Below are 24206 nucleotides of genomic sequence, written 5' to 3' on the forward strand. Positions count from 1 at the left end.
TCTACGGTCTCCCGCATGGCGACGATGCGGATCTCCCAGCTCGCGGCACGGACCGGCGTTCCCGCGACCACGCTGCGGTACTACGAGACGGCCGGGCTGCTGCCCGCCGGGCGCTCCCCGGCCGGGTACCGCGTCTACGGCGAGGAGGCGGTGGAACGGCTCGCGTTCGTCGGCGCCGCGAAGGGTCTCGGGCTGCCGCTGGACGAGGTCGGCGCGCTGCTGTCGGTGTGGGAGTCGGGGGTGTGCGCCGAGGTGCGGGCGGAGTTGCGGCCGCGGGTCGCGGCGCGGCTGGCCGAGGCGGGGCGGCGGGGTGCGGAACTGGCGGCGTTCGCCGCCTCGTTGCGCGCGGCGCTCGACCGGCTGGACGCGCTGCCCGAGCGGGCGGGGCGGTGCGACGAGGGGTGCGGGCTGCACGCGGCGCCCGAGCCGTTGCCGGTGCCGGTGCCGGTGCCGGTGCCGGTGGCGTGCTCGCTGACCGGTGGGGCCATGGCGGAGCGCGTCGCGGCGTGGCACGAGGCGCTGGACGGCGCGCGCCGCAGCGGCATCCCCGGGGGTGTGCGGCTGACGGTCCCCGCCGCGCGGACGGTGGTGGTCGCCGGGCTTGCGGTGGCCGAGCAGGGGTGCTGCGCGTTCTTCGACTTCCGCCTCCACCTGGACGGGCCTGACCTGCACCTGGAGGTGCGGGCGCCGGAGGAAGGGGCGGAGCTGCTGGCCGAGTTGTTCACCCCGGCGGCCTGAACCGCGCGGCGGCGGGCGCGGCCCGTCCGCCCGTCCGTTCTCCGGTGGCGGGGCCGGGGACCCGGCGTCCGGCGGTGCTGCTCCGGCCCGGCGGTCCGGGTGGAGTTCCCGGCGAGCGCCAGGGTCCGTCTTCGAAGGGAGCGTCCGGCCGGACGTGCGTGCCTGGGTCACCGCCCAGCCACCAGGCCGGGAGCACGTCACGAGCGGGGCGACTCCTCGGCAGACGGACCCTGGCGGTGTGCGGCCCGGTGATCCCGTCGTCTTCGGGCCCATCACCGCGCTGCCTCGGGCGACGGCTACGTCCGCCCTTGTGGTGCGGCCGGCGCGTTCGCGCGTCCGCGTCAGTCCGCCGCCCACGGCCTGAGCTTCTCCGGGTTGAGCACCGCCCAGATGTGCCGTACGCGGTCGTCCGCGATGGCGAAGGCCAGCACCGCGACGGTGGCGCCGCCCTTCCGCGCCACCAGCCCCGGCTGCCCGTTGACCACCCGCTCCAGCATCGTCACGCCCGACACCGCGCCCGCCCGTTCGGCGAAGAAGCGCGCGACCCGTTCGGCGCCCTCGACCGGGCGGGGCGCCGCCGTGACGAGCCCGCCGCCGTCGCCCGTCGCGGTGGCGTCGGGGGCGAGCAGGGCCACGAGGGCGCCGATGTCCCCCGCCTCCCACGCCCGTCTGAACGCCCGGACGACCTCCGCGTGCCGGGCCGCCGGTGTCACGGGCCGCTCCCGCGCCGGGCGGACGCGGCGGCGTGCCGACGACGCCAGCTGGCGGCAGGCCGCCGGGGTGCGGCCGACGACGCGCGCCACGTCCGCGAAGGGGTAGCCGAAGACGTCGTGCAGGACGAACGCGACGCGCTCGGCCGGGGTCATCGCGTCCAGCACCACCAGGAACGCCATGCTGACCGACTCGTCGAGCGTGACCCGTTCCGCCGGGTCGGCCGGGTCCGCCGGGTCGGCCACGCCGCCGCGCCACCGCCCGCTGATCCACGCCGTCCCGCCGGGCACCGGCTCGGGGAGCCACTGCCCGACGTACCGCTCGCGCCGGGCGCGCGCCGAGCCGAGCAGGTCGAGGCAGATGCGGCTCGCCACGGTCGTCAGCCACGCGCCGGGCGACGCGATGCCGTCGCGCCGGGGCCGGGGCATGGCGTACCAGCGGGCGTACGTCTCCTGGACGACGTCCTCGGCGTCGGCCAGGGAACCGGTCAGCCGGTAGGCGAGGCTGGTCAGTTGGCGGCGCTCGGCCGTGAGCACGTCCAGGGCGGGGTCCTGGCGGTCGGTCATGGTGTGGCGGGCTCCCTCGGTCGTCCCTCTCCCCCACCGGGTACGACGACGCGGCGCGCCGGAGTGTGAGGCCGGAGGGGCGCCTGACATTTCCCGGGGCCGTGTCGTCGTACCCGGTGGACCTGACACCGAGGAAAGTGGGCCGGCCGTGGAATCCGTGAACGCCGCGATCATCTACTACAGTGCCACGGGCACCGTGCACGCCCTGGCGCGAGCCGTCGCCGAGGGCGCGGAGGAGGCGGGGGCGTACGTGCGGCTCCGGCGGGTCGCGGAGACCGCGCCGCCCGAGGCCGTGGACGCCAGGCCTGAGTGGGCGCGGCATGTGCGGGACACGGCCGGTGTCCGGGAGGCGTCCCTCGACGACCTGGAGTGGGCGGACGCCGTGCTGTTCGGCACACCCACGCGCTTCGGCAGCCCGGCCGGCCAGTTGCGGGCGTTCCTCGACACGGCGGGGCCGCTGTGGTTCCAGGGGAAGCTCGCCGACAAGGTGTACTCGGCGTTCACCGCGTCCAACACCGCGCACGGCGGGCAGGAGTCCACGCTGCTGGCGCTGGGCAACACGTTCCACCACTGGGGCGGCATCATCGTGCCGCCCGGCTACACGGACCCGGTCCAGTTCGAGTCGGGCAACCCGTACGGCACGTCGCACGTCGCCGGTGACGGGCCGCCCGGGGACGTGGCCCTGCGGGCGGCGCGCCACCAGGCGCGCCGCGCCGTGACGACGGCGGCCCACCTCAAGGCGGGGCGCGCCGCCACCGCCTGACCGGGTAGCAGCGTCAGGACAGGGGGGTGGGCTGCGGCGCGGGCGCGGGCAGGCGCGCCGCGAACGCGTCCACCACCTCCTCCAACGGCCCGGCGGCGGACGGCGCGAGCGTCACCGCGCCGTCCTCCTCGGCCACCGTGATGTCCCGGTCGAGCACGAACCAGCCCGGAGTGATGTGCGTCGCGCCCATCGCGGACAGCACGGGACGCAGCGCGTAGTCGATCGCGAGGACATGCGCCGTCGTGCCGCCGGTCGCCAGGGGCAGGACGGTCTTGCCGGCCAGCGCGTACTGCGGGAGCAGGTCGAACAGCGACTTGAGCAGTCCCGAGTAGGCGGCCTTGTAGATCGGCGTGCCCACCACCACGCCGTCAGCGCGCGCGACCAGTTCCGCGGCCCGGGTGATCGCCGGGTGCGCGGGGTCGGCGCCGGTCAGCGCCTCGGGCGGCAGGGTCCGGACGTCCAGCGGCACCACGTCGTGGCCCTGGAGCGCGAGCCGGGCGTCGAGATGCAGCAGCAGCCGGGCAGTGCGGGAGACGGGGGACGGGCTTCCCTGGATGGACAGGACGACGGCCATGGGTCACTCCCTCGGGGCGGCGGACGGGGACGTACGGGCAGGGGAGAACGGGCGCGGGCCGCGCCGCGTACGGGACGGCCCGCAGCGCGGCCGCCTCAGAGCCCCGCGCCCACCGGCACGGGTGCGGTACCGCGCGCCGGGTGCCGCCAGCGCCCGCGCGCCTCAAGCAGCGGCAGCACGTTCTCGCCGAACCAGTACGCGGCCTCCAGATGCGGATAGCCGGACAGCACGAACTCCTCGATGCCCAGCGCGTGGTACTCCTCCACCAGGTCGGCGACCTCCGCGTGGCTGCCCACCAGCGCCGTGCCCGCGCCACCGCGCACCAGGCCGATGCCCGCCCACAGCCCGGGGTGGATCTCCAGGTCGTCGCGGGAGCCGCCGTGCAGCGCCAGCATCCGCCGCTGCCCCTCCGACTCGCTGCGCCGCAGGCCCTCCTGGGCACGGCGCACGGTGCTCTCGTCGATGCCGGACAGCAGCCGCCGCGCCTCGGCCCACGCCTCGTCGGACGTGTCGCGGTTGATCACGTGCAGGCGGATGCCGAAGCGGACCGTACGGCCCTCGGCCCGCGCCAGCGCCCGTACGCGCGCGATCTTCTCGGCGACCTGCGCGGGCGGCTCGCCCCAGGTGAGATAGACGTCCACATGGCGGGCGGCGACGCCGAGCGCGGCGGGCGACGAGCCGCCGAAGTACACCTCGGGCACCGGCTCCGGCAGCCGCGCCAGGCGCGCGCCCTCCACGCTGAGGTGCTCCCCGGCGAGATCGACGGTGCCGCCGCGCCACAACTCCCGGACGACCTGGAGGAATTCACCGGTCCGCGCGTACCGGGCGTCCTTGTCGAGGAAGTCGCCGTACGCGCGCTGCTCGGCGCTCTCGCCGCCCGTGACGACGTTCAGCAGCAGCCGCCCGCCGGTCTGCCGCTGGTAGGTGGTGGCCATCTGCGCGGCCAGGGTCGGCGAGACGAAGCCGGGGCGGAACGCGACGAGGAACTTGAGGCGTTCGGTGTGCTGGCTGATCATCGCGGTGGTCAGCCAGGCGTCCTCGCACCACGCGCCGGTGGGGGTGAGGGCCGCCTCGAAGCCCAGCTGCTCGGCGGCGCGGGCTATCTGCGTGAGGTAGGCGACGGACGGGGGCCGGTCGGCACCCGCCGCGTTGACCGGCGTGCCGTGGCCCCCGCCGACGACATGGCGGCTGTCGCCGCTGGTGGGCAGGAACCAGTGGAAGGTGAGCGTCACGGGACAGTCCTTACGGGTCGGACGGGCGCGGCGAGGGGTGAGACGGCACGGGCGGGCGGCGCCCTGGCGGCGCGCGGGCGCAGGAGGACGCCGGGCACCGGCGGTATGCGGGCGGGGGCGACCGTGGAGAGGAAGAGGGGAGAACGGGGAGGAACGGCCGGGGCGGGCCGGAGGACGGGGATCAGCCGCGTGGCGCGGCGGCCCGTGTCAGTGGCTGGGGCGACAGATCGCGGCGGCGACGAGGACGAAGTCCACGCAGCGGCGGCGGGTGAGCATCCGTGCACCTGGCATGCGTCGATGCAAGCACGGCCCGCCGGGGGCGTCAATGGCATGCCCACGCACCGGGCCCCCGGCACACACGCGCCACATCCGTCACACCGCGCCGCCACAAGCGTCGGAGCACGCGGACTTTCCGAAGATTTTTTACATGCTCACGACAGGTCGCTGACCAGCCGCACCCCGTTTTCCAGGGGGTGGGCAAGGCGCCCGGCCGCGAGAACGGCGTGTTTCGCCGACGTGACGCCGGGTAAAGCCATGGCAAATATGGGAGCGCTCCCACCCCCCGGCAACCCCCATTCACCCCGGAAGGCGGAGACCGCACACATGCGTCATCTCACCAAGTCCACGCGCCGCTCACTGCGCACTCTGCTGATGGCGTTCGCCGCAATGCTCTTCATGGTCCCGATGTCGGGCACCGCGAACGCCCACGGCTCCGTCGTCGACCCCGCGTCCCGCAACTATGGCTGCTGGCTGCGCTGGGGCAGCGACCACCTCAACCCGGCCATGCAGCAGCAGGACCCCATGTGCTGGCAGGCATGGCGCGCCGACCCGAACGCCATGTGGAACTGGAACGGCCTCTACCGCAACAACGTCGGCGGCCAGCACCAGGCCCAGATCCCCAACGGCCAGCTGTGCAGCGGCGGCCGCACCGAGGGAGGCCGCTACAACTCCCTCGACACGCCGGGCGCGTGGCGGACCACCGCCGTCAACGACAACTTCACGGTCCGCATCGAGGACCAGGCCAGGCACGGCGCCGACTACCTGCGGATCTACGTCAGCAAGCAGGGCTACAACCCTGTCACCGAGCCGCTGGAGTGGAACGACCTGGACCTGATCACCACCACGGGGAGCTACCCGACCACCGGCGTCTACAGCGCGCAGGTGAACACCTCCGGCTACAGCGGCCGGCACGTGGTGTACACGATCTGGAAGGCCTCGCACATGGACCAGGTCTACTACCTGTGCAGTGACGTGGACTTCGGCTGACCGCAGCCCCCATCCGCTCCACCCCCGCCCCGCCGGTCACCACCATGCCCGGCGGGGCACCTCGTTGTCCTGATCCGATGGTCGCCAAAAGAACGCAGCGTCTTCGAGACAGCCTGACGGGGACACGCGGCGCCGCGCACGTTCAGCGTGCGCCGTCGGGCAGTGGGACGGCCTGGCCCGAGACGCGGACGCGGGGGGTGTCCGGACCGGTCTCGACGGTGAGTTCGGAGGGACGGCCCATGTCCTCGCCCTGGCGGATCGTGAGGCGGACCGGCCCGGTCACGAGCCCGAGCGTCCGCAGGTAGCCGCCGAAGGCCGCCGCCGCCGCGCCGGTCGCCGGGTCCTCCACGACGCCGCCCACCGGGAACGGGTCCCTGGCGTGGAAGACGCGGTCGCTCTCCCGCCACACGAGGTGCACGGTCGTCCAGCCGTGGCGGCGCATCACGGCGGCCAGCGCGTCGAAGTCGTACGCCAGGTCGGCGAGCCGGGCGCGGGTCGCCGCGGCGAGGACGAGGTGGTGGACGCCGCCGGACGCGACGTGCGGCGGCAGCGCGGGGTCGAGGTCGGTGGCGGACCAGCCGAGGGCGGCGAGCGCGGCGTCCCGTTCTGCGGCGGCCGCCGGGCGGGAGGACGCCGGGGCGCTGGTGAGCGTCGCCCGCACCGGGCCGTCCGGGGCGCCGGGGTCGCGGGCGGTGAGGACGGGGATCTCCCCGGCCGGGGTGTCGAAGAGGAGGTCGCCGGTGCCGAGGCGTTCGGCCAGGGCGACGGCGGTCGCGACCGTCGCGTGCCCGCAGAACGCGACCTCGGCGAGCGGGCTGAAGTAGCGCAGCGTGAAGCGGCGGCGCGCCGCGTCCCGCGCGGTGACGAAGGCGGTCTCGGAGTAACCCACCTCGGCGGCGACGGCGAGCATGGCGGCGTCGTCGAGCGCGGCGGCGTCGAGGACGACACCGGCGGGGTTGCCGCCCGCCGGGTCGGTGGTGAAGGCGGTGTACCGCAGGACGTCCGGCCGCAGGGCGTGTTCGGGGCTCATGGCGTCCACGGTGCCATCGCCGCGCGATGATGGGAAACGATGGTTTCCGATCCGACCGATTGGCTTTCCGCATGGACACGCGGCTGCTGCAGACCTTCTCCGTGCTGGCGCGGACGGGCAGCTTCACCGCCGCGGCGGGCGAGCTGCACCTGTCCCAGTCCACGGTGACGGTCCACATCAGGACGCTGGAGAAGGAGCTGGGCGCCCGGCTGTTCGACCGGCTGCCGCGCGGGGCGCGCCTGACGTCCGCCGGGCGGCGGCTGCTGGCGGGCGCGGAGGAGGTACTGGACGCCGAGACGCGGCTGCGCGCGGCGGCGGCCGGGGGCGGACCGGCGGCCGGGCGGGTCGTGGTCGGCGCCGGGGAGACGCTCTGCTCGACGCGGCTGCCCGGGGTGGTCGCGGCGCTGCGCGGCGGCCATCCCGGGATCGACGTGCACCTGTACGCGGCGGGGACGGAGGCGGGCGTCGAGGGGTTGCGCGCGGGGCGGCTGGACGTGGCGCTGCTGCTGGAGGAGCAGGTGGGGGCCGCCGACCTGACGGCGGAGGCGGTGGGCGCGGAGCCTCTGGTGCTCGTGGCCGCGGCGGGGCATCCGCTGACGGTGCCGGGGCGGCGCGCGACGTGGGAGGAGCTGGCCGCCGAACCGTTCTTCCTGCACGAGCAGGGCTGTTCGTACAGCGACCGGCTGGCCCGGCGGCTGCTCGCGCTGCCGGGCGAGCCGCCGCGGCTGACGCGTTTCGGCAGCATCGAGGCGGCGCGGTCGTGCGTGGCGGCCGGGCTCGGGCTGACGCTGCTGCCGCGCGCGTGCGTGGCGGGCGGGCTGCGGGACGGGAGCCTGGCCGTGGTGGACGGTCCGGCCGTGCCCGACGTGCCCGTCCAGCTGGTGCGGCACCGCAGCCGGTGGGCGTCGCCCGCGGTGCTGGCGGTGGTGGACGAGGTGCGCCGCGGGTTCGCGGCGGCCTGATCAGGCGGTGGCGGCGAGGCGGTCGAGGCGGTCGCGCTGGGACGGGGTGAGGCGGACGTCGGCGGCGGCCACGTTCTCCTCCAGGTGCGCGACGCGGCTGGTGCCCGGGATGGGGAGGACGACCGGCGAGCGGGCGAGCAGCCAGGCGAGCATGACCTGCGTCGGCGTGGCACCCGCCTCGGCCGCCACGGCGGCGACCTCCGCCGTGGCCCCCGCGCCGCCCCACGCGACGGGCCGCCACGGGAGGAACGCGATGCCGGCCGCCTCGCAGGCGTCGAGCACCGGCTCGTGCTCGCGGTCCAGGAGGTTGTAGCGGTTCTGGACGCTGGCGATGGCGGTGACCTCGCGGGCCGCCGCCAGCTCGGCGGCGGTCACCTCGGACAGGCCGATCCGGCCGATCTTCCCCTCGGTCCGCAGCTCCGCGAGGGTGCCGATCTGGTCGGCGAGCGGGGTCTCCGGGTCGATGCGGTGGAGCTGGAGGAGTTCGACCCGCTCGACGCGGAGGCGGCGCAGGGCGTGATCCACCTGTTCGCGGAGGGCGACGGGCCGGGAGTCGTAGCCCCATTCGCCGGTCTCGGGCGAGCGGACGACGCCGACCTTGGTGGTGACGAGGAGGCCGTCGGGGTACGGGTGCAGGGCTTCGGCGAGGAGTTCCTCGTTGGCGCCGCCGCCGTAGAGGTGGGCGGTGTCGATGAGGGTGACGCCCAGTTCGACGGCGCGGCGGGCGACCGCGAGGGACGCGGCGCGTTCGGGGCCTGGTGCGGCCGACAGGTGCATGGCTCCGAAGCCGAGCCGCCGTACGGCGAGGTCGCCGCCTATCAGGAACGTGCCGGTGTCCGAGGTCAAGCCGCGACTCCCCTTCGCTCGGCCCGCCACGCTAGCAGAGCGGTGGCCGTCAGGCCGGGCGGCCGGTGGCGACTCCGTCGAGGACCGTCGTGATCGTCCTGGTGATCGCCGCCTGGTGCTCCGTCAGGAAGAAGTGGCCGCCGGGGTAGCGGCGCAGGGTGAACGGGCCGGTGGTCAGCTCGCGCCAGGCGTCCGCCTCGGGTGCGCTGACGCGGGGGTCGTCGGTGCCGGTGAGGATGTGCAGGGGGCAGCTGAGCGGGGGGCCGGGGACATAGCGGTACGTCTCGATGGCACGGTAGTCGGCGCGTATGGCGGGGAGGACGATGCGCAGCAGTTCGTCGCTGCCGAGGACGCGGGGGTCGGTCCCGGCGAGGGTGCGGAGTTCGGCGAGGAAGGCGGCGTCGTCGCGCAGGTGGACGGTCTCCGTGCGGTGGGTGCCGGGGGCGCGGCGTCCGGAGGCGAAGAGGGCGGCGGGGGTGATGCCCTCCTCGCGTTCGAGGCGGCGGGCGATCTCGAACGCGAGGACGGCGCCCATGCTGTGCCCGAGGAACGCGAGGGGCCGGTCGATGAGCGCGAGGACGGCCGGGTAGAGGGCGTCGACGAGAGCCGGGACGGTGGGCAGCGGTGATTCCCGCAGGCGGTCCTGGCGGCCGGGGTACTGGACGGCGAGGACGTCGGCGGTGGCGGCGAGATCGTGGGAGAAGGGGTGCCAGAAGCTGGCGGCGCCGCCCGCGTGCGGGAGGCAGAGGAGGCGGACGGGGTTGTCGCGGCCCGCCGGGTGGAAGCGGCGCAGCCAGGGGGAGTCGTCGGCGGCGGGGTGGGTCATGGGGCGGTTTCCTCCGGGTGGGCGGCGGGCCCGTGCGGTGGGCGAGGACTGCGAGTTCGCGTGCTGGCGGTGGACGGCCTTGCGGCAGGCGGCGGTTGGGGGTGGCGGCGGTGTGCCGGGGACACGTCGATTCTGCGGTGCCGGTGTGCCGCCTGCGGGGCGCTTCACCCGAACGGGCGAACCGCGGTGGGCCTTGGGAGCTTGCGTCCGGGGGGCGTTGTCAGTGGGGTGCCGTAAGGTCCGCCACATGATCACGCAGCCCACGGGGCGGGCGGTCGGGCCGTACGACGCGGCCTTCCTGCCGCGCCGTCAGATGGCCCTCCGGGCACCGGAGCGGCCGGTCACCGCACCGGTCGCCAAGCTCGGCGGCGAGCCCGTCTGGCTGTCGGAACCCACCTGGCCCCTGGACCCACGCACAGGGGCGCCCCTGGTGTTCATCGGCCAGTTCCCCGTCCCCGGTGACGCGTTGAGGCCGGCCTGCCTCTTCCTCCACGAGGAGGACATCATCATGGGCGGGCTCGACCCGGAGGCCGGCGACGGCGTACTGCTGGTCCAGCCAGGCGGCCGAATACCCCCGTTCGCGGTCATCGGTCCGCCCGGCACGCACGGCCGGACCCTCTGGCGCTGGGGGCCGGGCGACACGGAGATCCCCGTCGAGTGGCACATCGACCTGCGGCCGGTACCGCCGGAGGCCGAGCGTGCGCTGGAGCGGCAGGCCGCCTGGGAGCGCGGCATGCGGGGTGAAGGCCCCCTCATCGGAGATCCGGTTCTCCCGGAGCTGCGCGACTATGCCGGTGGCGCCCCCTGCTATCCCCACCACCGCGCACCGGTCGGGCCGCCGTGGCAGTTCCTCTTCACCATCGGTGACGCCGGGGAGGCCGACGACGACCCGTACTTCCTGAACTTCGGCTACGGGTACGGCTACGGCTTCCTCAGCCCCGACCACCTGGAAGGGCGGTTCGCCTGGACCTGCGACTGACCCGCACCGGCCGCCTCGCCGGGCCCGAGGCTGTGACCAGCGGAAAGCGGCGAAGGTCACGTGTGGGGACGCCTGTCCATAGCAAGCGCTTTCGTAATACGGTCGGACCATGACGACGACCGGGACGCCCGCGCACAACTGGGCAGGGAACATCACCTTCGGCGCGGAACGGGTGCACCGCCCCGCGTCGCTGGACGAACTGCGGTGCGCCGTCGCCGGGGCGCGGCGGGTGCGCGCCCTGGGGACCGGCCACTCGTTCAACCGCATCGCGGACACCGACGGCGACCAGGTCCTCGTGGACGGGCTGCCGCGCCGCGTCGAGGTGGACGCGGACGCCGGGACCGTCACGGTCGGCGCCGGGCTGCGCTACGCCGAGGTGGCGGCCGAGCTGCACGCCGCCGGTTTCGCGCTGGCGAACCTGGCCTCGCTCCCCCACATCTCCGTCGCGGGCTCCGTCGCCACCGGCACCCACGGCTCGGGCGACGGGCAGCAGGGCCTCGCGTCCGCCGTCGCCGCGCTCGAACTCGTCGGCCCCGAGGGCGACCTCGTGCGCCTCGGCCGCGACACCGACCCCGCGCGCTTCCCCGGCGCCGTCGTCGGCCTCGGCGCCCTCGGCGTCGTCACCGCCCTGACCCTCGACATCGAGCCCGCCTTCGAGGTGGCGCAGTGGGTCCACACGGACGTGCCCCTGGACGCGGTCTCCTCCGCCTTCGACGCGGTGACGGGCGCGGCGTACAGCGTCAGCACGTTCACCGACTGGCACAGCGGCCTCGGCACCGTCTGGCTCAAGCGCCGCGTGGACCGCGACGGCGCCGCCGACACCGGCGACGACTGGCTCGGCGGCACACCGGCCCGGGGCCAGTGGCACCCGATCCCCGGCATGCCCGCCGACTTCTGCACGCGGCAGGAGGGCGTGCCAGGCCCGTGGCACGAGCGGCTGCCGCACTTCAGGCCGGAGTTCACGCCGAGCAAGGGCGAGGAGCTGCAGTCCGAGCTGTTCGTGCCGCGCGCGGCGGCACCCGCCGCGTTCGCCGCGCTGCGCGGCATCGGCGACGCGCTGGCGCCCGTCCTCCAGGTCTCGGAGGTCCGCACGGTCGCCGCCGACGAGCTGTGGCTCAGCCCGGCGCAGGGCCGCGACTCGGTCGGCTTCCACTTCACCTGGGTCCAGGACCCGGCCGCCGTGACGCCCGTCCTGGCCGCCGTCGAGGACCTGCTGCTGCCGCTCGGCGCCCGGCCGCACTGGGGCAAGCTGACGACCGCCGCGCCCGGCGAGATCGCCGCGCGCTTCGACCGCATGGACGACTTCCGCGCCCTGGCGCGCGAGTTCGACCCGGCGGGCCGCTTCCGCAACGCGCACCTGGACGCGCTCCTCGGCTGACCCGGACGTCCGGCGCGCGTCCCGCCGCGCGCCGGACGTCCGCGGGCTCAGACGCGCGTGCAGGCGCCGCCGCCGAGGGTGAACGCGGCGGGCGCCCCGTTCGCCGCGCCCCGGTTCGCGGTGAAGCCGACGGTCACCGATCCCCCGGCGGGGATCGTCGCCGTGTACGAGGCCGGGGTGACGGAGACCGTGCCGCCGCTCTGGGCGACGGTGCCGCCCCACGCGTTGGTGACGACCTGGCCGTCGGGGAAGGTGAAGCCGAGCGTCCAGCCGGTGAGGGCGGCCGTGCCGGTGTTGTGGATCACGATCTCGCCCTGGAAGCCCGCGCCCCAGTCGCCGGTCACGCGGTAGCCGACGCCGCACGACGCGCCGGGAGTGCCGCCGCCCGGCGCGGTGGTCAGCGTGACGGCCGCCGAGCGCGCGGAGCGGTTGCCCGCCGCGTCACGGGCGTAGACGGCGAAGGTGTACGAGGTGGCCGGGCTGAGGCCGCTCACGGTGGCGCTGGTCGCGGTGGTCGAGACGGCGGCGGTCTCGGTGCCGCCCGCGACGCGCACCACGTCGTACCTGGCCACGCCGGTGTTGTCGGTCGCGGCGGGCCAGCTGAGGGCGGCGGACGTGGCCGTGACGCCCGAGGCCACCGGCGTGCCGGGGGCGGTCGGCGCCTGGGTGTCGCCGCCGGGGGCGCCGCCGTAGACCGAGGCCTCCTCCGACGTGGCGGCGATGCCGTTCGCGCCGTTGAAGAGCCGCTGGCCCCAGGACGTCAGCCGGTCGGGGTCGAAGGCGGTGACGAGGTCCAGGTACTCGACGCCGCCGCCGTTGCCCGACCACGACCAGCCGAGGTAGCCGAGGCCGAGGCTCTGGGTGGTGGCCATGATGGCGTCCTCGTCGGGGTTGCCGTCCGAGTGGTTGAAGCCGAACTCGCCGACCAGCACGGGCAGTCCCGCGTTCACGTACGCGCCGAGGTAGTCCCGTACCTCGGCCGCCGTGTCGTAGACGCCGTACATGTGGACGGAGAAGATCGTGTTGCGGTCCGGGTCGGAGGCGAAGACCGACTGGGCGTTGTCGCGCATGACGCCCGCCCAGTCCTGGCCCCAGGAGGGGGCGTCGACCATGATCGTGTGGTCGAACCCGGCGTCGCGGAGCCTGCCGATGGCGCCGCGGGTGGCGGCGGTCCAGCCCTGGGGGTTGTTGTTGCCCCACGGCTCGTTGCCGATGTTGAGGATGACGTACCGCTCCTGGCCGGCGAGGGCGTCGCGGATGCCGATCCAGTAGTCGGCGGCGCGGTCGAGGGTGGTCGCGGCGCCGTCCTCGCCGTAGCCGGTGGTGTCGTGGACCTCCAGGACGCAGATCAGGCGGTTGGCCTTGCAGAGGGAGACGACGTTGGCGACGTCGGCGGCGTCGTTGCGCGTCCAGCGGTCGCCGCTGCTGAGGACGACGCGCACGGTGTTGGCGCCCTTGGCCTTGATGTCGGCGAACGAGCCGGTCTCGCCCGGATACCAGGTGTGGGCGTGGTTGACGCCGCGCATCACGAAGTCGTTGCCGTCCGCTTCGAGGAGGCGGCCGTTCTGGATGTGGAAGCCCACGGCGGCGGGGGCCGGGTCCGCCTGCGCCGCCGGGGCGGCGCCGAGGGTGAGGGCGAGGAGTCCGAACAGGGCGGCGACGCCGGCGCGGCGCGCGCGGCGGAGGGGAGGACGCAGGGGCATGGCGGCTCCATACGGGGTCGGGCCGATGGGACAGGACCGGTCGGGTGGGACGCGTGCTTTGGGAGCGCTCCCATGCATCAACGCACCATGCCGCCGCCCCGTCAAGGGGGTGCGTCGGCGGCCGAATGGCCGGGCCGGGGGGACGGGGCTAGCCTGACCCCATGGACGACAAGGACATTTTTGCCCGAGTCGGTGAGCTGGTCGCCGAGGAGCGCGCGCTGCGCGAGCGGTCCGTCGGCCAGGGCCTCGCGGAGGACGACCGGGCCCGCCTCGCGGCCGTCGAGGTGGGTCTCGACCGCTGCTGGGACCTGCTGCGGCAGCGCAGGGCGCGCGGCGAGTTCGGCGAGAACCCGGACCGCGCCGCCATGCGGTCGGCGCGCGAGGTCGAGGAGTACGAGAGCTGAGCCCCCCGCCGCGGCCGCCGGGTCAGTGCGCGGCGGCGTCCCGTACGCGGCGGTAGTGGCGGGCGGCCCGCGCGCGGTTGCCGCAGGAGGGCTTGCACCACTCCTGCCGCCCGTGTTCCTTGACGAAGTAGCGCACGCAGCGCGGGGCCGTGCAGGCGCGCAGCTTCTCGCGCTCGGGCCCGGCCAGGAAGGCGATGGCGGCGCGGGCGAGCGCGGCGACGAGCCGTACGCCCGGGTCGGGCTCGTCCGAGCCGGCGGCGGCGGCGGGCGGGGCGCCGTCCGGCCAGTCGAGACGCGGGGTGACGGGCTCGCGGGCGGCGGCGGCGTTGAGCCGGGCGAGCGCCTGCTCGCCGGGCAGGAGGCGGTGGGCGTCGGCGGGGCTGGGGGGCCCGGGGCGCACGGCGCGGGCGAAGAGCGTGCGGACGGCCTGGCGGAGGGCGACGACCTCGGCGCGCAGGCCCTCGTCGGCGGTGATCGTGCCGGGCACGGCGCCGTCGAGCAGGTCGGCCTGGCCGCGTATCCAGTGCGTGAGACCGGCGGAGGTGATGAGGTCGTCGGTGACGCCGCCCTGGCCGTCGTGCCGGACGGTGCTCGCCAGTTCGAGTGCCAGATGGCGTTCCACGGGGCCTCTCCCCTCCTGCGCCCGCCGGTGGTCGGGGGCCGGTCCAGCGTACCGCTCCTAACGGCTGACCAGCGATTTTCCGTCGACCGGCGCTGACGTCGGCCGGGGACGGCGGGCGGGGGCGGCCGGTGTAGCCTGCTGGGCGTGGCAGCTCGGCGGATCACGACGCGTAACGCCCGTTTCCAGCAGTGGCAGGCGCAGCTGTCCAACCGCAGGACGCGGCAGCGGGAGCGGGAGTTCCTGATCCAGGGCGTGCGGCCCCTCTCGCAGGCGGTGGCGCACGGCTGGCCGCTGCGCGCGCTGCTGTACGACGCGGACCGGCCGCCGACGGCGTGGGCGCGCGAACTGCTGGCGTCGGTGGAGGCGGAGAAGATCGCCATGGCGCCCGGACTGCTCGCCGAGCTGGGCGGGAAGGACGAGGGCGTGCCCGAGCTGATCGGTGTCGCCGCGCTGCCGGACGACGACCTGCGCCGCATCCCGGTGGGTCCCGGCTTCCTGGGCGTCGTCTTCGACCGCCCGACGAGCCCGGGGAACATCGGCACGATCGTCAGGTCCGCCGACTCGTTCGGCGCCCACGGGCTGGTGGTCACGGGGCACGCGGCGGACGTCTACGACCCGAAGGCCGTGCGGGCGAGCACGGGTTCGCTGTTCGCGCTGCCCGTGGTGCGCAGCCCCGGGCAGCGCGAGGTGGACGAGTGGCTCGCCGCCGCCGGGGACGCGGGCCGGGCGGTCACCGTCGTCGGGACGGACGAGAACGGCACGGTGGACGCGGCCGACTTCGACCTGACCGGCCCGGTCCTGCTGGTCGTCGGCAACGAGACGACCGGTCTCAGCACGGCCTGGCGCGAGCGGTGCGACGCGATGGTCCGCATCCCGATGACGGGCTCGGCGAGTTCGCTGAACGCGGCGAACGCGGCGACCGTCATCCTGTACGAGGCGGCGCGCCAGCGGTCCCGCGCGCGCCGCTGACCGGATCGGTCCGCAGGGCGACCAGGCCGGACCTTCAGCGCGCGTCCCCCGCCCGGCAGGGTGGGGGCATGAACAGAGCGCTGATCGTCATCGACGTCCAGGAGTCCTTCCTCCACATGCCCGACTGGGAGTTCGCCTCGCGGCCCGACATCGTGGCGCAGGTCGGCCGCCTCGTCGGGGCGGCGCGGGGGCGGGGGGACGAGGTGGTGTGGATCCTCGGGTCGCGGCCCGGCGCGGGCACCGTCTTCGACCCGGCGCTCGGGCACGTGAAGCTGATGGAGGGGCTGGTGCCGCTGGAGAGCGAGCCGGTGTTCACGAAGACCGCGCACAACGCGTTCACCACGACCGGCCTGCAGCAGTACCTCACCGTCCGGGGCATCCGGCGGCTGACCGTCTGCGGCATCAGGACGGAGCAGTGCTGCGAGACCACGACGCGGATCGCGTCCGACCTCGGGTTCGACGTGGACTTCGCCATCGACGCGACCGTGACCACGCCGATCCCGCACCGTGACGCCTCGCCCCGCCTGCCGTTCTCCCGGCTGATGGACGACCCGCGCACGCTGCGGGTGGAGGAGATCATCGCGCGTACGGAGTACGTGCTGGCCGGGCGGTTCGCGACGATCAGGACCGTCGACCAGCTGACGCAGCTCTAGGATCAGCGGTCATGCCGCGCGTCGTCTTCCTGCTCATCCCCCGGGTGCACCTGCTCGACCTGGCGGGGCCCGCCCAGGTCTTCTCCACCGCGGACGACCTCGGCCACCCGTACAGCCTCCACTACGTCGCGGAGGAGCCGGACGTGGCGACCGTGCAGGGGCTGCCCGTGCGCGCCGAGGTGACGTGGCCTGAGCTGGCGCCGGAGGACCTGGTCATCGTGCCGGGCTCGCGCGGGCCGACGCGCCGGGTGGGGGCGCGGACGCTGGAGCGTCTGCGCGCGCACCACGCCGCGGGCGGCACGGTCGGGAGCGTCTGCGCGGGGGCCGACGCGCTGGGCAGGGCCGGGCTGCTCGAAGGGCGCCGCTGCACCACGCTGCACACCCTGCGGGACGAGCTGGCGCGCCTGTACCCGAGGGCGCGGGTCGTGCCGGACGCGCTGTACGTGGAGGACGACCGGATCGTCACCTCGGCGGGTCTCGCCAGCGGCATCGACGTGGCGCTGCACCTGGTCAGCGGCAGGCACGGTCCTTACGCCGCCGGGCAGGTGGCGCGCGCCCTGGTCGTCCACGCACGGCGCAGCGGGGCGTCCGCGCAGATCAGCACGATGATGCGGCACCGGTACCACGTCGACGGGACCGTGCACCGCGTGCAGGACCTGATCGACGCCCGCTTCACCGAACCGCTGCCGCTGCGTCTGCTGGCCGACGCGGCGGAGTGCAGCGAGCGGACCGTGACCCGGCTGTTCCGGCGGGCGACGGGGCTGACGCCGCTCGCCTACCAGACGGCGCTGCGGCTCGAACGGGCCGAGCACCTGATCGGGCAGGGCGCCACCGTGGAGGCCGCGGCGCGGGATGTCGGCTTCCAGGACGCGCGGGCACTGCGCCGCCTCCGCTCCCGCGCGGCGGGGGCCCCGCCGCCACCGGCCGCCGGGTGACGGGTCAGGGCCGGTGCGTGGGCTCGGTGTCGCCCGTGCGGAGGTGGATGCGTTCCCCTTGCTTGCCGAAGAGGCTGAGCACCTCGACGTCGCCGCGCCCGGCCGCGCCGAACCAGTGCGGAGTCCGGCAGTCGAACTCGGCCGCCTCGCCCGCGCCCATCAAGAAGTCGCGGTCGCCCAGCCGGACGCGCAGCCGCCCGCGGAGCACGTAGAGCCATTCGTGGCCCGCGTGCGTCCTGAGGTGGGGCTGCCCGTCGTGCCACGGGATGGTCATCTTGTACGCCCGCGGCTCTCCCTGCTGCCGGGACAGCGGGACCAGTACGCGGCCGTCTCTCCCGGTGGCCCGCTGCGGCACGCGCGGGTCGAGTATCCGGGGCGCGGCGACGATCTCGTCCAGCGGGACGCCGAGCGCGGCGGTGATCGGCAGGAGCAGTTCGAGGCTCGGCTTGCGCTGGGCCGACTCCAGACGCGACAGCGTGCTGGTCGAGATGCCGGTGGCGCGCGCCAGATCGGCGAGGCTGATGCCCTTCTTCCCGCGTGCGCGGCGCAGCCGGGGCGCGATCTGCTCGATCACGGCGTCCACGCTCGGTTGTTCGTCCATGGGCCGCAGTCAAACCCGCGCGTCCCGGAACCGGCAAGGATCTTTGCCGAAAGCGCGAGACCGCCCCGATGCTCCCGGTGGAGGTGGTCCGGATGGACATGATGACAGCCGCGCGGAGCGGACCGGATGCGGAGGCGCTGTGGGACGCCGTGGTCATCGGCGGCGGGGCCGCGGGGCTTTCGGCGGGCGTCGTGCTCGCACGAGCGCGGTTCGCGACCCTGGTGGCCGACGGTGGTGCCCCCAGGAACGGGCCCGCCGGCCACATACGCGGCTACCTGACGCGGGACGGCATGGCCCCTGCGGCGTTCGTCGCGGCCGGGCGGGAGGAACTGGCACGTTACGGCGGGACGCTCGCGCCGGCCTCGGTGACCGACGCGCGGCACGCCCCGGACGGCACGTTCGCGCTGCGACTCGACGACGGCCGCGCCCTACGCGCCCGTTCGCTGCTGGTCGCCACCGGGCTGACCGACGAACTGCCCGGCATCCCCGGCCTGTCCGAGCGGTGGGCGTCCGAGGTGCACCACTGCCCCCACTGCCACGGCTACGAGGTGCGGGGCCGCGCCGTCGCCATGATCGGCAACCCGGTGGCGGCGGCGTCGTCGGTGCATCTGGCCGCGCTCCTGCGCCGCTACAGCCCGTCGGTGGCGTTCTGCGTCAACGGCGTGGAGGTCGGTCCCGACGAGCGGCGGCGCCTCACGGCGTTCGGCGTGCGGCTGGTCGAGGGGCGCGTCACGCGGGTCGTCTCCCCGGTCGGCGCGGCCGGCGGGGACCCGGTCGCGATCGAGGTCGACAGCGGCGGGACCGTCATGTGCGAAGCCGTCTTCGTGGCGCCACGCCCTCTGCCCCATGACGCGCTCCTGACCGCGCTGGGCGCCGGCAGGGACGCGGCGAGCGGACTCGTCGCCGTCGACGGGCAGGGCGCCACGGACGTCCCCGGGGTCTGGGCCGCCGGGAACGTGGTCAGCCCCCGGGCGCAGGTCGTCGCCGCCGCCGGGGCGGGATCGACCGCGGCCATCGGCATGGCGTCGTGGCTGCTCGAACGGGAGCTGGTCGCCGCCGTGCCGGGCGGGCCGCACCGTGCCGGAGGTGCGCTCTGATGGCCGGTGCCACCGTGCGGACCCCAGGGGACCGCCGCTCCGACCGACTGCCGATCGGCGTCCACCTGCTGGGCTTCAGCCTGTTCGCGATGGGCAGCGCGGAGTTCCTGATGGCCGGTGTGCTCCCGGCGGTGGCAGACGACCTGGACGTCACGCTCTCCTCGGCCGGGTACCTGATCACCGCGTTCGCGCTGGGGGTCGTGATCGGCGGGCCGCCGTTCGCCGTGCTCAGCCTGCGGTGGCCCCGCCGCACGACGCTGGCGGTGACCCAGGGCGTCTTCGCCGCGGGCATCGCCGCCGGGCTGCTGGGCGGCTACGAGGTCCTGCTGGTCAGCAGAGTGGTCTCGGGCATCGCCTACGCGGGCTTCTTCGCCGTCGCGTCGGTGACCGCGATCGGCCTGGTGACGCCCGACCGCACCGCCCGTGCCTCCGGGGTCGTGGTCAGCGGGCTGAGCGTGGCCATGGTCGCCGGGGGTCCGGCGGGTACGCTGCTCGGCCACTTGACCGGCTGGCGCGGCGGTTTCTGGGCCGTCGTGGCCCTGACGGGTGCGGGGATCGTCGCCTGCCTCCTCGGCCTGCCGCCCGCCGGTGCGGGCACTGGCCGGGCCGCCGTGCCGAGTGTGGCGCGGGAACTGGCCACGATGCGCAGACCCGCGCTGTGGGTCGTCTACGGGATCACCCTCCTCACCACCGCCGCCTACATGATCACGTTCAACTACCTGGCGGCGATGTTCGAAGACATCACCGGCCTTCCCGAGGCAGGGGTGCCGCCGCTCCTCGCGCTGTTCGGGGTCGGGGCGTTCGCCGGTCTGTCCATCGGGGGCCGTGTCTCCGACCGGCGCCCGCACGCCGCCCTGCTGGCCGGTGCGGGGGCGACGGTGGTGCTCTCGGCCGTGATGGTCGCCGCGGTCCACCAGGTGTGGGCGGTGGTACCGGTGGTGTTCCTGCTCGGCGTGGCCGCGTTCGTGCTGAACCCGGCCCTCTACGGCCGCGTCTTCGCCATCGCGGCCGAGGCACCGACGCTCGCCGGGGCCACCACCGTGTCGGCCTTCCAACTGGGGATCAGCGTCACGCCCGTCCTCGCGGCCGCCTCACTCGAGCAAGGAGCCGCTCTCACCTCGGTCTGCTGGATCGGGGCGGCCCTCGCCATGGCTGCCGTGCCCCTCATCCTCCGCGACCGGGCCCGGCAGGTCCGCATGTGACCCGGAAGGGCCCGGCAGGGACGCGGGCCTCGCCGGTGGGCAGACGCCCGCCCGACCCGGCACGGGCGCACCGGTGATCCCTCGCCCTTACGGAGACAACGGCCCGGAGCCCTGGTCGTGTCGTCCGGATCGTGGCGGATCGGCCCACGTCGTCGGACACCCTGGCATCGCAAGGCGCCGGATCGCCACGCGTACCAGGCGTACTCGGGCGATTCGGTAATGCGGCGAGACGCGGTGACCGGCGGCGTGGGCCCGGCAGGGTCCGGACGACGCGGCCTAGCAACAGATGTGCAGGCCGCCGGAGTTGTCGGATGTGAGGGGGGACGGATAGCCGTAGGGGCAGTGCGTGCCGCTGTGGCGGTGCCAGAAACGGCCCTGCGGGCGGGAGCAGGCGGGGCAGACCCAGGCGGGCGGGCGTTCCCCGGCGGTGGTGTCGAGCCAGAGCGGGCGGCGGCAGATGTCGCACGCGGGCCACGGACGCCGGGACCAGGAGGGGCGGCGGTCGGGGGCGTCCCGGCGGTTGTCTCGCACGTCCGCATCCTGCGCGCCCGCCCGGTGCCCACGGGGGCGAACGCCTCCCGAATTCATCCGAACGGGTGAGGCGAACGGGCACGGAATCCCGCACTTTCCGTGACCGCAGGGCCGGAATTGTCAGTGCTCCTCCCTAGGCTCCGCCCCATGACCACGACGGGGACCACCACCGAGACCGCACCGGCGGCGGAACGGCTGCCGCGCGCGTCGATGCTCGGTGACGCGGTCCGCATACTTCTCACCGGGCTGGGCCGTCGCCGCCCACGGCAGCGGCGGGGGCCCGAACTCGACGACCGTCGTGGTGGCTTCGGGGCCACCCGTACGGTGCACTACGCGGCGATCCCGTGGACCCGCAGGCGTTCATCGCCGCGCTGGGCCGGCTGGCGCCCCGCGTACAGGGCACTGCGCCGCCTGCTCAACAGCCGACACCGGTCCTCGCGCACACCGGTCGCACCGCTTGCCGAACTGCGTTCGTACGTACGCTGTTCGCACCGGGACAATGGTCTGGACAGACGGGGGATCCGGACGCGGGGGGAAGGCATGGCGGCGTCGCGAGCGGTCCTGGGCCCAGACGGGCTCCGGGCGAAGGTCGTGGTCCAGCGGGTGCGGTGGGCGAGCGAAGATTACCGGGTGATTCGCCCCGTGCGTGCGAGGAACGTCGCCCTGTACGCCGCCGACAAGGGCAACCGCTACAGGCTGCATGTGGACCGGGCGGACGGCCGGCAGTTGGGCACGCTGCTCCTGCTCGCGGCCCGTTCGCCCCGGTCGCTGGTGTACCTGCCGCTGCGGTCGAATCCCGACGTCCCGGACGTCGGTCTGGATGGCGAGCATCCGCTCGACCTGGTACTGGTTCCCCGGGCCCGGCAGTTCCGGCCTGCCCACTGGAAGCGGCTGCGCACCCGGATCACGACGGCGAGCGCCCCACGCGAACTGCGCACGGCGAGTGTGCCGGAGAACGACCTGACCAGAGACATCGCCGACGACCGCCCGTCATCCGGCGACCGATGCATGCTCCGCCAGCACCTGTGCGCGGAGACGCTGTTCCTGACCGGCGCAAGCGGTGCGTTCCGCGAGGCCGCGCGCCACGTGTTCGCGCTGGCGGCGGAAGGACCACCGCTTGCGGCCGACTACTACGGGCACGACTACCACGCCGGGATCTGCAACTACCACCACTGCAGCAACCTGTACAACGGGGAGGAGCTGCCGGACGGCTGGCGACAGGTCCACATGGCGTTCCATCCGACGTGGGCACGCTGAGCACAGCCCTCCGTGAGCGTGGCCAGGGGCGTCGTCGACGACCAGGGCAGGGCCCTCCTGATCCAGCGCTGGGACAACAGCAAGTGAGAGCCCCCGGGCGGTGTCCTCAAACGCGAGGAGACCATCCCCGAAGCCCTTGATGCGAAGTCTTCGAAGAGACCGGCATCAAGATCGCGCTTCCCGTGACCCTCACCGGCGTCTACAAGAACACGACCGGCCTGATTGTCTCGTTGGTCTTCCGCTGTGAAGCAGCCGACGGCGTGCCCACCACCAGCGACGAGACCCGCGCACTGCGCTGGGCTACCGGTGAAGAAGTCTCCGAACTCGCAGGCGTGGCTCACGCGATCCGCGTCACCGACGCTTTGGACACGGCGTCTCCGCCAGCCATCCGCGCCCACGACGGCGTGAAACTCATCTAGGGCCTGTTGCGAAAGCGCTGGTCACAGCCATCAACGAGTGGCTGTGACCAGCGCTTTCGCAACAGGCCCTAGACGCTACACCGAACTGGTGCAACAACGCCCCCGCAGAAGGGTTAAATCGAATTGACCAGATCTTCCGCCGCTGCAATACCAGGAGGCAGTATTCGCACCGTGGAGTCCCTTTCATCAAACTCAATCAGCTTTTCCTTATGTGCCGGACGGAGCACATCACGCCTAAATCTAGAGGCGTTCGAATGCTCCAACCAGCCAAGGAGCTCCTGTTCGCCTACTGCCTCATTCTCAGAGAGGAGCACGAGAAGCATCTTCTGCTTCCAGGTAAGACCACTCTTCAGGACTCGCTTTTTGCTGCCATCGGTCCAGATGTGTGGGACTTCGCGCTCGATTAGCGCCTCGACAAGTCCGGACGCCTGCTCCGTCGTAAGGCCATGCAAAACCCGAATAAGCTCAGCCAGGAGCCACTTGCCCATGTAGAGGACGGCCGTGGCATCCATGAGGTTGGGATTGACGTCTCCGCCAGCATGGCCAACACCACGATTATTCCGGATCTCGTAGAGTGCGATCAGCATCCGGGGGATCTGAATCCTAAGAGCCCTGGGAACTCCGGTCTTCTGCTCCAGAGCCTGGCAGGCACTCACCATGTTCCGCGGCTTCGACGAGCGATCGGCATACTGGCCGTCAATGTACCCCGTAATTACGGTATAGACGGCTTCACATAGCTTTCCACCGTTCAGCTCCGCCGGTTCCCACCGATGCTCTCGATAATTGCGGACGATGCAATTGAATGAATCAATCACATCATCGCGTAGCCCTTCAGGGAGCGCCGCGAGGGCTGCGGCAGGGGTGATCTTCATCTAGCTTGCAATCATCCCTTGCACATAGACGAGTCCTTCGTGCGTCAACTTATACGTCTTGCGCGCTTGTCGAGCACTTCCCGACTTTCGCAGTTGAATGATGCGTGCAGGCTTTTTAGATTGATTGCTATCGAGCGCATCCGTGACATTTTTGAGAGCATGCCCAAGATGCTTCAATTCTTGATTCAATTGCGCCGCCTGAAATGACGGCTGCTCTTGAATTGCCTGGAACCAGTATCCAGCCACGAGCGCCCTATCAACGTCCGTCTTCGGGTTCGCGGCATTATACAACTCGGCGAAGTGCTCGAATTTGGGCGACTCGGCCGAAATTTCCTCGTCGCTGATATCGTCGAGCGTTGCCGTTGACTCCGGCGCCCCGTTGACGCTACCCCTCGACACGGGGCCGCCGAGCGTCACTCCGTACCGCTCGGCGGCCCAGCGCAGCACCCTGCCCCGAGCGTCCCCTTCCAGGTCGCGGAGAGCATCAGCGACGGCGGTCATTGCTTCGATCTCGGGATCGCTCATTCGTTCCCCCTCATAGGTGACAGCTACAGAGTTGCTCCGCCCGACGAACGTTCACGACCGGACGAATGGTAAACACAGATTGACGTTGCCGCCCCCGAGCGAGTCGACGGCTCGTTAATTGATCATGGACCAGTCCTAGATCTTTTGAGGTCAACTCAGGGCCGCATCACTCTATTCGTCAACCCGTTCGATTTCCCTCGCTCTCGTCCGACGCGGCAAAGCCTTCCAGGATGCACTCAAAGCCCTGCCAATGCAAGATCTTTGGGTCCGCCTGCCTTCGCACTAACGTACGAACGAATGAGCCATCCGCCCGTCGAATGGGAACATGCATTCGATTCAAGCAGCTGCGCTATGTACCTAGATAGCTCGGGGAGCCACGGGGAACATCGGGGAAACGCAGTCTGCATCCATCAGGCACCGAAAGCGCTCCGCCACAGGTCAGTCAAACAACTTCCTTCTAAGCACCCAAGCTTTCCAAGCTAAGGGCTCACACGCTGTCGTCACGGGGCCGGCGGTCGCGGCTCACTCTGGTCGACAACACAAGC

General features: G+C 73.3%; 25 protein-coding genes and 1 pseudogene. 14 read left to right on the forward strand and 12 right to left on the reverse strand.

Translation table 11 applies throughout. The features are described from left to right. Positions 1–15: 15 nt before the first annotated feature. On the forward strand, positions 16–738 hold the full coding sequence (locus ACIBPC_RS15495; RefSeq protein WP_398844672.1) for a MerR family transcriptional regulator: 723 nt from the start codon (positions 16–18) through the stop codon (positions 736–738). A 341-nt stretch (positions 739–1079) separates the two neighbouring features. Here the strand turns inward: ACIBPC_RS15495 and sigJ are convergent, their stop codons facing one another. Continuing rightward, positions 1080–2015, reverse strand: coding sequence for an RNA polymerase sigma factor SigJ (gene sigJ, locus ACIBPC_RS15500; RefSeq protein WP_398844674.1), 936 nt, complete (start codon positions 2013–2015; stop codon positions 1080–1082). 148 nt (positions 2016–2163) lie between these two features. Here sigJ and wrbA point away from each other — a divergent pair, with 148 nt between their 5' ends. Next, positions 2164–2778: an NAD(P)H:quinone oxidoreductase gene (gene wrbA, locus ACIBPC_RS15505; RefSeq protein WP_362962489.1), complete on the forward strand. Its 615-nt coding sequence runs from the start codon at positions 2164–2166 to the stop codon at positions 2776–2778. Positions 2779–2791: 13 nt separating this feature from the next. Here wrbA and ssuE read toward each other — a convergent pair whose 3' ends face one another. Continuing rightward, positions 2792–3352, reverse strand: a complete 561-nt coding sequence (gene ssuE, locus ACIBPC_RS15510) for an NADPH-dependent FMN reductase (protein ID WP_398844677.1) — start codon at positions 3350–3352, stop codon at positions 2792–2794. A 95-nt stretch (positions 3353–3447) separates the two neighbouring features. Further along, entirely contained in the window at positions 3448–4584 is a 1137-nt protein-coding gene (locus ACIBPC_RS15515) for an LLM class flavin-dependent oxidoreductase (protein WP_398844680.1), read from the reverse strand. Between the two features lie 603 nt (positions 4585–5187). Between ACIBPC_RS15515 and ACIBPC_RS15520 the strand changes: the two genes are divergently transcribed. Then, positions 5188–5850 (forward strand): lytic polysaccharide monooxygenase, encoded by a 663-nt coding sequence (locus tag ACIBPC_RS15520; RefSeq protein WP_362962495.1) that lies wholly within the window; start codon positions 5188–5190, stop codon positions 5848–5850. A 142-nt stretch (positions 5851–5992) separates the two neighbouring features. Here the strand turns inward: ACIBPC_RS15520 and ACIBPC_RS15525 are convergent, their stop codons facing one another. Beyond that, on the reverse strand, positions 5993–6880 hold the full coding sequence (locus ACIBPC_RS15525) for a PhzF family phenazine biosynthesis isomerase (RefSeq protein WP_398844682.1): 888 nt from the start codon (positions 6878–6880) through the stop codon (positions 5993–5995). A 71-nt stretch (positions 6881–6951) separates the two neighbouring features. On the opposite strand from ACIBPC_RS15525, the gene ACIBPC_RS15530 reads away from it, so the two are divergent. After that, positions 6952–7842 carry a LysR family transcriptional regulator gene (locus ACIBPC_RS15530; protein ID WP_362962499.1) on the forward strand — a complete coding sequence of 297 codons (891 nt, stop codon included), beginning with the start codon at positions 6952–6954 and terminating at the stop codon, positions 7840–7842. On the opposite strand, the gene ACIBPC_RS15535 is transcribed toward ACIBPC_RS15530, so the two are convergent. Continuing rightward, positions 7843–8688: an aldo/keto reductase gene (locus tag ACIBPC_RS15535; protein WP_398844685.1), complete on the reverse strand. Its 846-nt coding sequence runs from the start codon at positions 8686–8688 to the stop codon at positions 7843–7845. A 49-nt stretch (positions 8689–8737) separates the two neighbouring features. Further along, on the reverse strand, positions 8738–9514 hold the full coding sequence (locus ACIBPC_RS15540; protein WP_398844687.1) for a thioesterase II family protein: 777 nt from the start codon (positions 9512–9514) through the stop codon (positions 8738–8740). Between the two features lie 247 nt (positions 9515–9761). Between ACIBPC_RS15540 and ACIBPC_RS15545 the strand changes: the two genes are divergently transcribed. After that, entirely contained in the window at positions 9762–10493 is a 732-nt protein-coding gene (locus ACIBPC_RS15545) for a hypothetical protein (protein ID WP_398844689.1), read from the forward strand. Between the two features lie 109 nt (positions 10494–10602). Continuing rightward, a complete protein-coding gene (locus tag ACIBPC_RS15550) occupies positions 10603–11871 on the forward strand; it encodes an FAD-binding protein (protein WP_398844692.1) in 1269 nt (422 codons plus the stop codon). Between the two features lie 47 nt (positions 11872–11918). Here the strand turns inward: ACIBPC_RS15550 and ACIBPC_RS15555 are convergent, their stop codons facing one another. Further along, a complete protein-coding gene (locus ACIBPC_RS15555; RefSeq protein WP_398844694.1) occupies positions 11919–13574 on the reverse strand; it encodes a cellulase family glycosylhydrolase in 1656 nt (551 codons plus the stop codon). A gap of 161 nt (positions 13575–13735) precedes the next feature. On the opposite strand from ACIBPC_RS15555, the gene ACIBPC_RS15560 reads away from it, so the two are divergent. After that, positions 13736–13978 carry a DUF2630 family protein gene (locus tag ACIBPC_RS15560; RefSeq protein ID WP_398844697.1) on the forward strand — a complete coding sequence of 81 codons (243 nt, stop codon included), beginning with the start codon at positions 13736–13738 and terminating at the stop codon, positions 13976–13978. Positions 13979–14000: 22 nt separating this feature from the next. Here the strand turns inward: ACIBPC_RS15560 and ACIBPC_RS15565 are convergent, their stop codons facing one another. Next, entirely contained in the window at positions 14001–14600 is a 600-nt protein-coding gene (locus ACIBPC_RS15565; protein WP_398844699.1) for an ABATE domain-containing protein, read from the reverse strand. Between the two features lie 144 nt (positions 14601–14744). Between ACIBPC_RS15565 and ACIBPC_RS15570 the strand changes: the two genes are divergently transcribed. From ACIBPC_RS15570 to ACIBPC_RS15580, 3 genes are all read left to right on the forward strand, one after another. Then, positions 14745–15569: a TrmH family RNA methyltransferase gene (locus ACIBPC_RS15570; RefSeq protein ID WP_398844701.1), complete on the forward strand. Its 825-nt coding sequence runs from the start codon at positions 14745–14747 to the stop codon at positions 15567–15569. 68 nt (positions 15570–15637) lie between these two features. Next, on the forward strand, positions 15638–16222 hold the full coding sequence (locus ACIBPC_RS15575) for an isochorismatase family protein (RefSeq protein ID WP_398844704.1): 585 nt from the start codon (positions 15638–15640) through the stop codon (positions 16220–16222). 11 nt (positions 16223–16233) lie between these two features. After that, on the forward strand, positions 16234–17157 hold the full coding sequence (locus tag ACIBPC_RS15580) for a GlxA family transcriptional regulator (RefSeq protein ID WP_398844707.1): 924 nt from the start codon (positions 16234–16236) through the stop codon (positions 17155–17157). 4 nt (positions 17158–17161) lie between these two features. On the opposite strand, the gene ACIBPC_RS15585 is transcribed toward ACIBPC_RS15580, so the two are convergent. Further along, positions 17162–17758: a helix-turn-helix domain-containing protein gene (locus ACIBPC_RS15585; RefSeq protein WP_398844710.1), complete on the reverse strand. Its 597-nt coding sequence runs from the start codon at positions 17756–17758 to the stop codon at positions 17162–17164. A gap of 92 nt (positions 17759–17850) precedes the next feature. Here ACIBPC_RS15585 and ACIBPC_RS15590 point away from each other — a divergent pair, with 92 nt between their 5' ends. Both ACIBPC_RS15590 and ACIBPC_RS15595 read left to right on the forward strand, forming a co-directional pair. Further along, on the forward strand, positions 17851–18855 hold the full coding sequence (locus ACIBPC_RS15590) for an NAD(P)/FAD-dependent oxidoreductase (protein WP_398844713.1): 1005 nt from the start codon (positions 17851–17853) through the stop codon (positions 18853–18855). Continuing rightward, positions 18855–20057 carry an MFS transporter gene (locus tag ACIBPC_RS15595; protein WP_398844715.1) on the forward strand — a complete coding sequence of 401 codons (1203 nt, stop codon included), beginning with the start codon at positions 18855–18857 and terminating at the stop codon, positions 20055–20057. The genes ACIBPC_RS15590 and ACIBPC_RS15595 overlap by 1 nt, the downstream gene beginning before the upstream one ends. Before the next feature lie 276 nt (positions 20058–20333). On the opposite strand, the gene ACIBPC_RS15600 is transcribed toward ACIBPC_RS15595, so the two are convergent. Further along, complete coding sequence (locus ACIBPC_RS15600; RefSeq protein WP_362966373.1) at positions 20334–20588, reverse strand: hypothetical protein; 255 nt, start codon at positions 20586–20588, stop codon at positions 20334–20336. A 147-nt stretch (positions 20589–20735) separates the two neighbouring features. Here ACIBPC_RS15600 and ACIBPC_RS15605 point away from each other — a divergent pair, with 147 nt between their 5' ends. Both ACIBPC_RS15605 and ACIBPC_RS15610 read left to right on the forward strand, forming a co-directional pair. Next, complete coding sequence (locus ACIBPC_RS15605; RefSeq protein WP_398844718.1) at positions 20736–21845, forward strand: hypothetical protein; 1110 nt, start codon at positions 20736–20738, stop codon at positions 21843–21845. A 12-nt stretch (positions 21846–21857) separates the two neighbouring features. Then, a pseudogene (locus ACIBPC_RS15610) lies at positions 21858–22264 on the forward strand (NUDIX domain-containing protein). Between the two features lie 113 nt (positions 22265–22377). On the opposite strand, the gene ACIBPC_RS15615 reads toward ACIBPC_RS15610, so the two are convergent. Both ACIBPC_RS15615 and ACIBPC_RS15620 read right to left on the reverse strand, forming a co-directional pair. Continuing rightward, the gene (locus ACIBPC_RS15615) at positions 22378–23136 is read right to left on the reverse strand and encodes a hypothetical protein (protein WP_398844720.1); all 759 of its coding nucleotides are present in this window, start codon (positions 23134–23136) and stop codon (positions 22378–22380) included. Continuing rightward, positions 23137–23661 (reverse strand): hypothetical protein, encoded by a 525-nt coding sequence (locus ACIBPC_RS15620; protein ID WP_398844721.1) that lies wholly within the window; start codon positions 23659–23661, stop codon positions 23137–23139. It lies immediately after the preceding gene. Positions 23662–24206: the final 545 nt, after the last annotated feature.

Origin of the sequence: Streptomyces sp. NPDC049879, from assembly GCF_044461265.1 — a bacterium.
In the GTDB taxonomy this organism is placed as follows: domain Bacteria; phylum Actinomycetota; class Actinomycetes; order Streptomycetales; family Streptomycetaceae; genus Streptomyces.

What these genes read in the sequence shown, in the direction of transcription:
- ACIBPC_RS15560 (WP_398844697.1), top strand. Translation starts at nt 13,736, where the DNA reads ATGGACGACAAGGACATTTTTGCCCGAGTCGGTGAGCTGGTCGCCGAG.
- ssuE (WP_398844677.1), bottom strand. Translation starts at nt 3,352, where the DNA reads ATGGCCGTCGTCCTGTCCATCCAGGGAAGCCCGTCCCCCGTCTCCCGC.
- ACIBPC_RS15495 (WP_398844672.1), top strand. Translation starts at nt 16, where the DNA reads ATGGCGACGATGCGGATCTCCCAGCTCGCGGCACGGACCGGCGTTCCC.
- ACIBPC_RS15520 (WP_362962495.1), top strand. Translation starts at nt 5,188, where the DNA reads ATGCGTCATCTCACCAAGTCCACGCGCCGCTCACTGCGCACTCTGCTG.
- ACIBPC_RS15620 (WP_398844721.1), bottom strand. Translation starts at nt 23,661, where the DNA reads ATGAGCGATCCCGAGATCGAAGCAATGACCGCCGTCGCTGATGCTCTC.
- ACIBPC_RS15585 (WP_398844710.1), bottom strand. Translation starts at nt 17,758, where the DNA reads ATGGACGAACAACCGAGCGTGGACGCCGTGATCGAGCAGATCGCGCCC.
- ACIBPC_RS15545 (WP_398844689.1), top strand. Translation starts at nt 9,762, where the DNA reads ATGATCACGCAGCCCACGGGGCGGGCGGTCGGGCCGTACGACGCGGCC.
- ACIBPC_RS15580 (WP_398844707.1), top strand. Translation starts at nt 16,234, where the DNA reads ATGCCGCGCGTCGTCTTCCTGCTCATCCCCCGGGTGCACCTGCTCGAC.
- ACIBPC_RS15550 (WP_398844692.1), top strand. Translation starts at nt 10,603, where the DNA reads ATGACGACGACCGGGACGCCCGCGCACAACTGGGCAGGGAACATCACC.
- ACIBPC_RS15595 (WP_398844715.1), top strand. Translation starts at nt 18,855, where the DNA reads ATGGCCGGTGCCACCGTGCGGACCCCAGGGGACCGCCGCTCCGACCGA.
- ACIBPC_RS15605 (WP_398844718.1), top strand. Translation starts at nt 20,736, where the DNA reads ATGACCACGACGGGGACCACCACCGAGACCGCACCGGCGGCGGAACGG.
- ACIBPC_RS15525 (WP_398844682.1), bottom strand. Translation starts at nt 6,880, where the DNA reads ATGAGCCCCGAACACGCCCTGCGGCCGGACGTCCTGCGGTACACCGCC.
- ACIBPC_RS15555 (WP_398844694.1), bottom strand. Translation starts at nt 13,574, where the DNA reads ATGCCCCTGCGTCCTCCCCTCCGCCGCGCGCGCCGCGCCGGCGTCGCC.
- sigJ (WP_398844674.1), bottom strand. Translation starts at nt 2,015, where the DNA reads ATGACCGACCGCCAGGACCCCGCCCTGGACGTGCTCACGGCCGAGCGC.
- ACIBPC_RS15530 (WP_362962499.1), top strand. Translation starts at nt 6,952, where the DNA reads ATGGACACGCGGCTGCTGCAGACCTTCTCCGTGCTGGCGCGGACGGGC.
- ACIBPC_RS15540 (WP_398844687.1), bottom strand. Translation starts at nt 9,514, where the DNA reads ATGACCCACCCCGCCGCCGACGACTCCCCCTGGCTGCGCCGCTTCCAC.
- ACIBPC_RS15615 (WP_398844720.1), bottom strand. Translation starts at nt 23,136, where the DNA reads ATGAAGATCACCCCTGCCGCAGCCCTCGCGGCGCTCCCTGAAGGGCTA.
- ACIBPC_RS15590 (WP_398844713.1), top strand. Translation starts at nt 17,851, where the DNA reads ATGGACATGATGACAGCCGCGCGGAGCGGACCGGATGCGGAGGCGCTG.
- ACIBPC_RS15575 (WP_398844704.1), top strand. Translation starts at nt 15,638, where the DNA reads ATGAACAGAGCGCTGATCGTCATCGACGTCCAGGAGTCCTTCCTCCAC.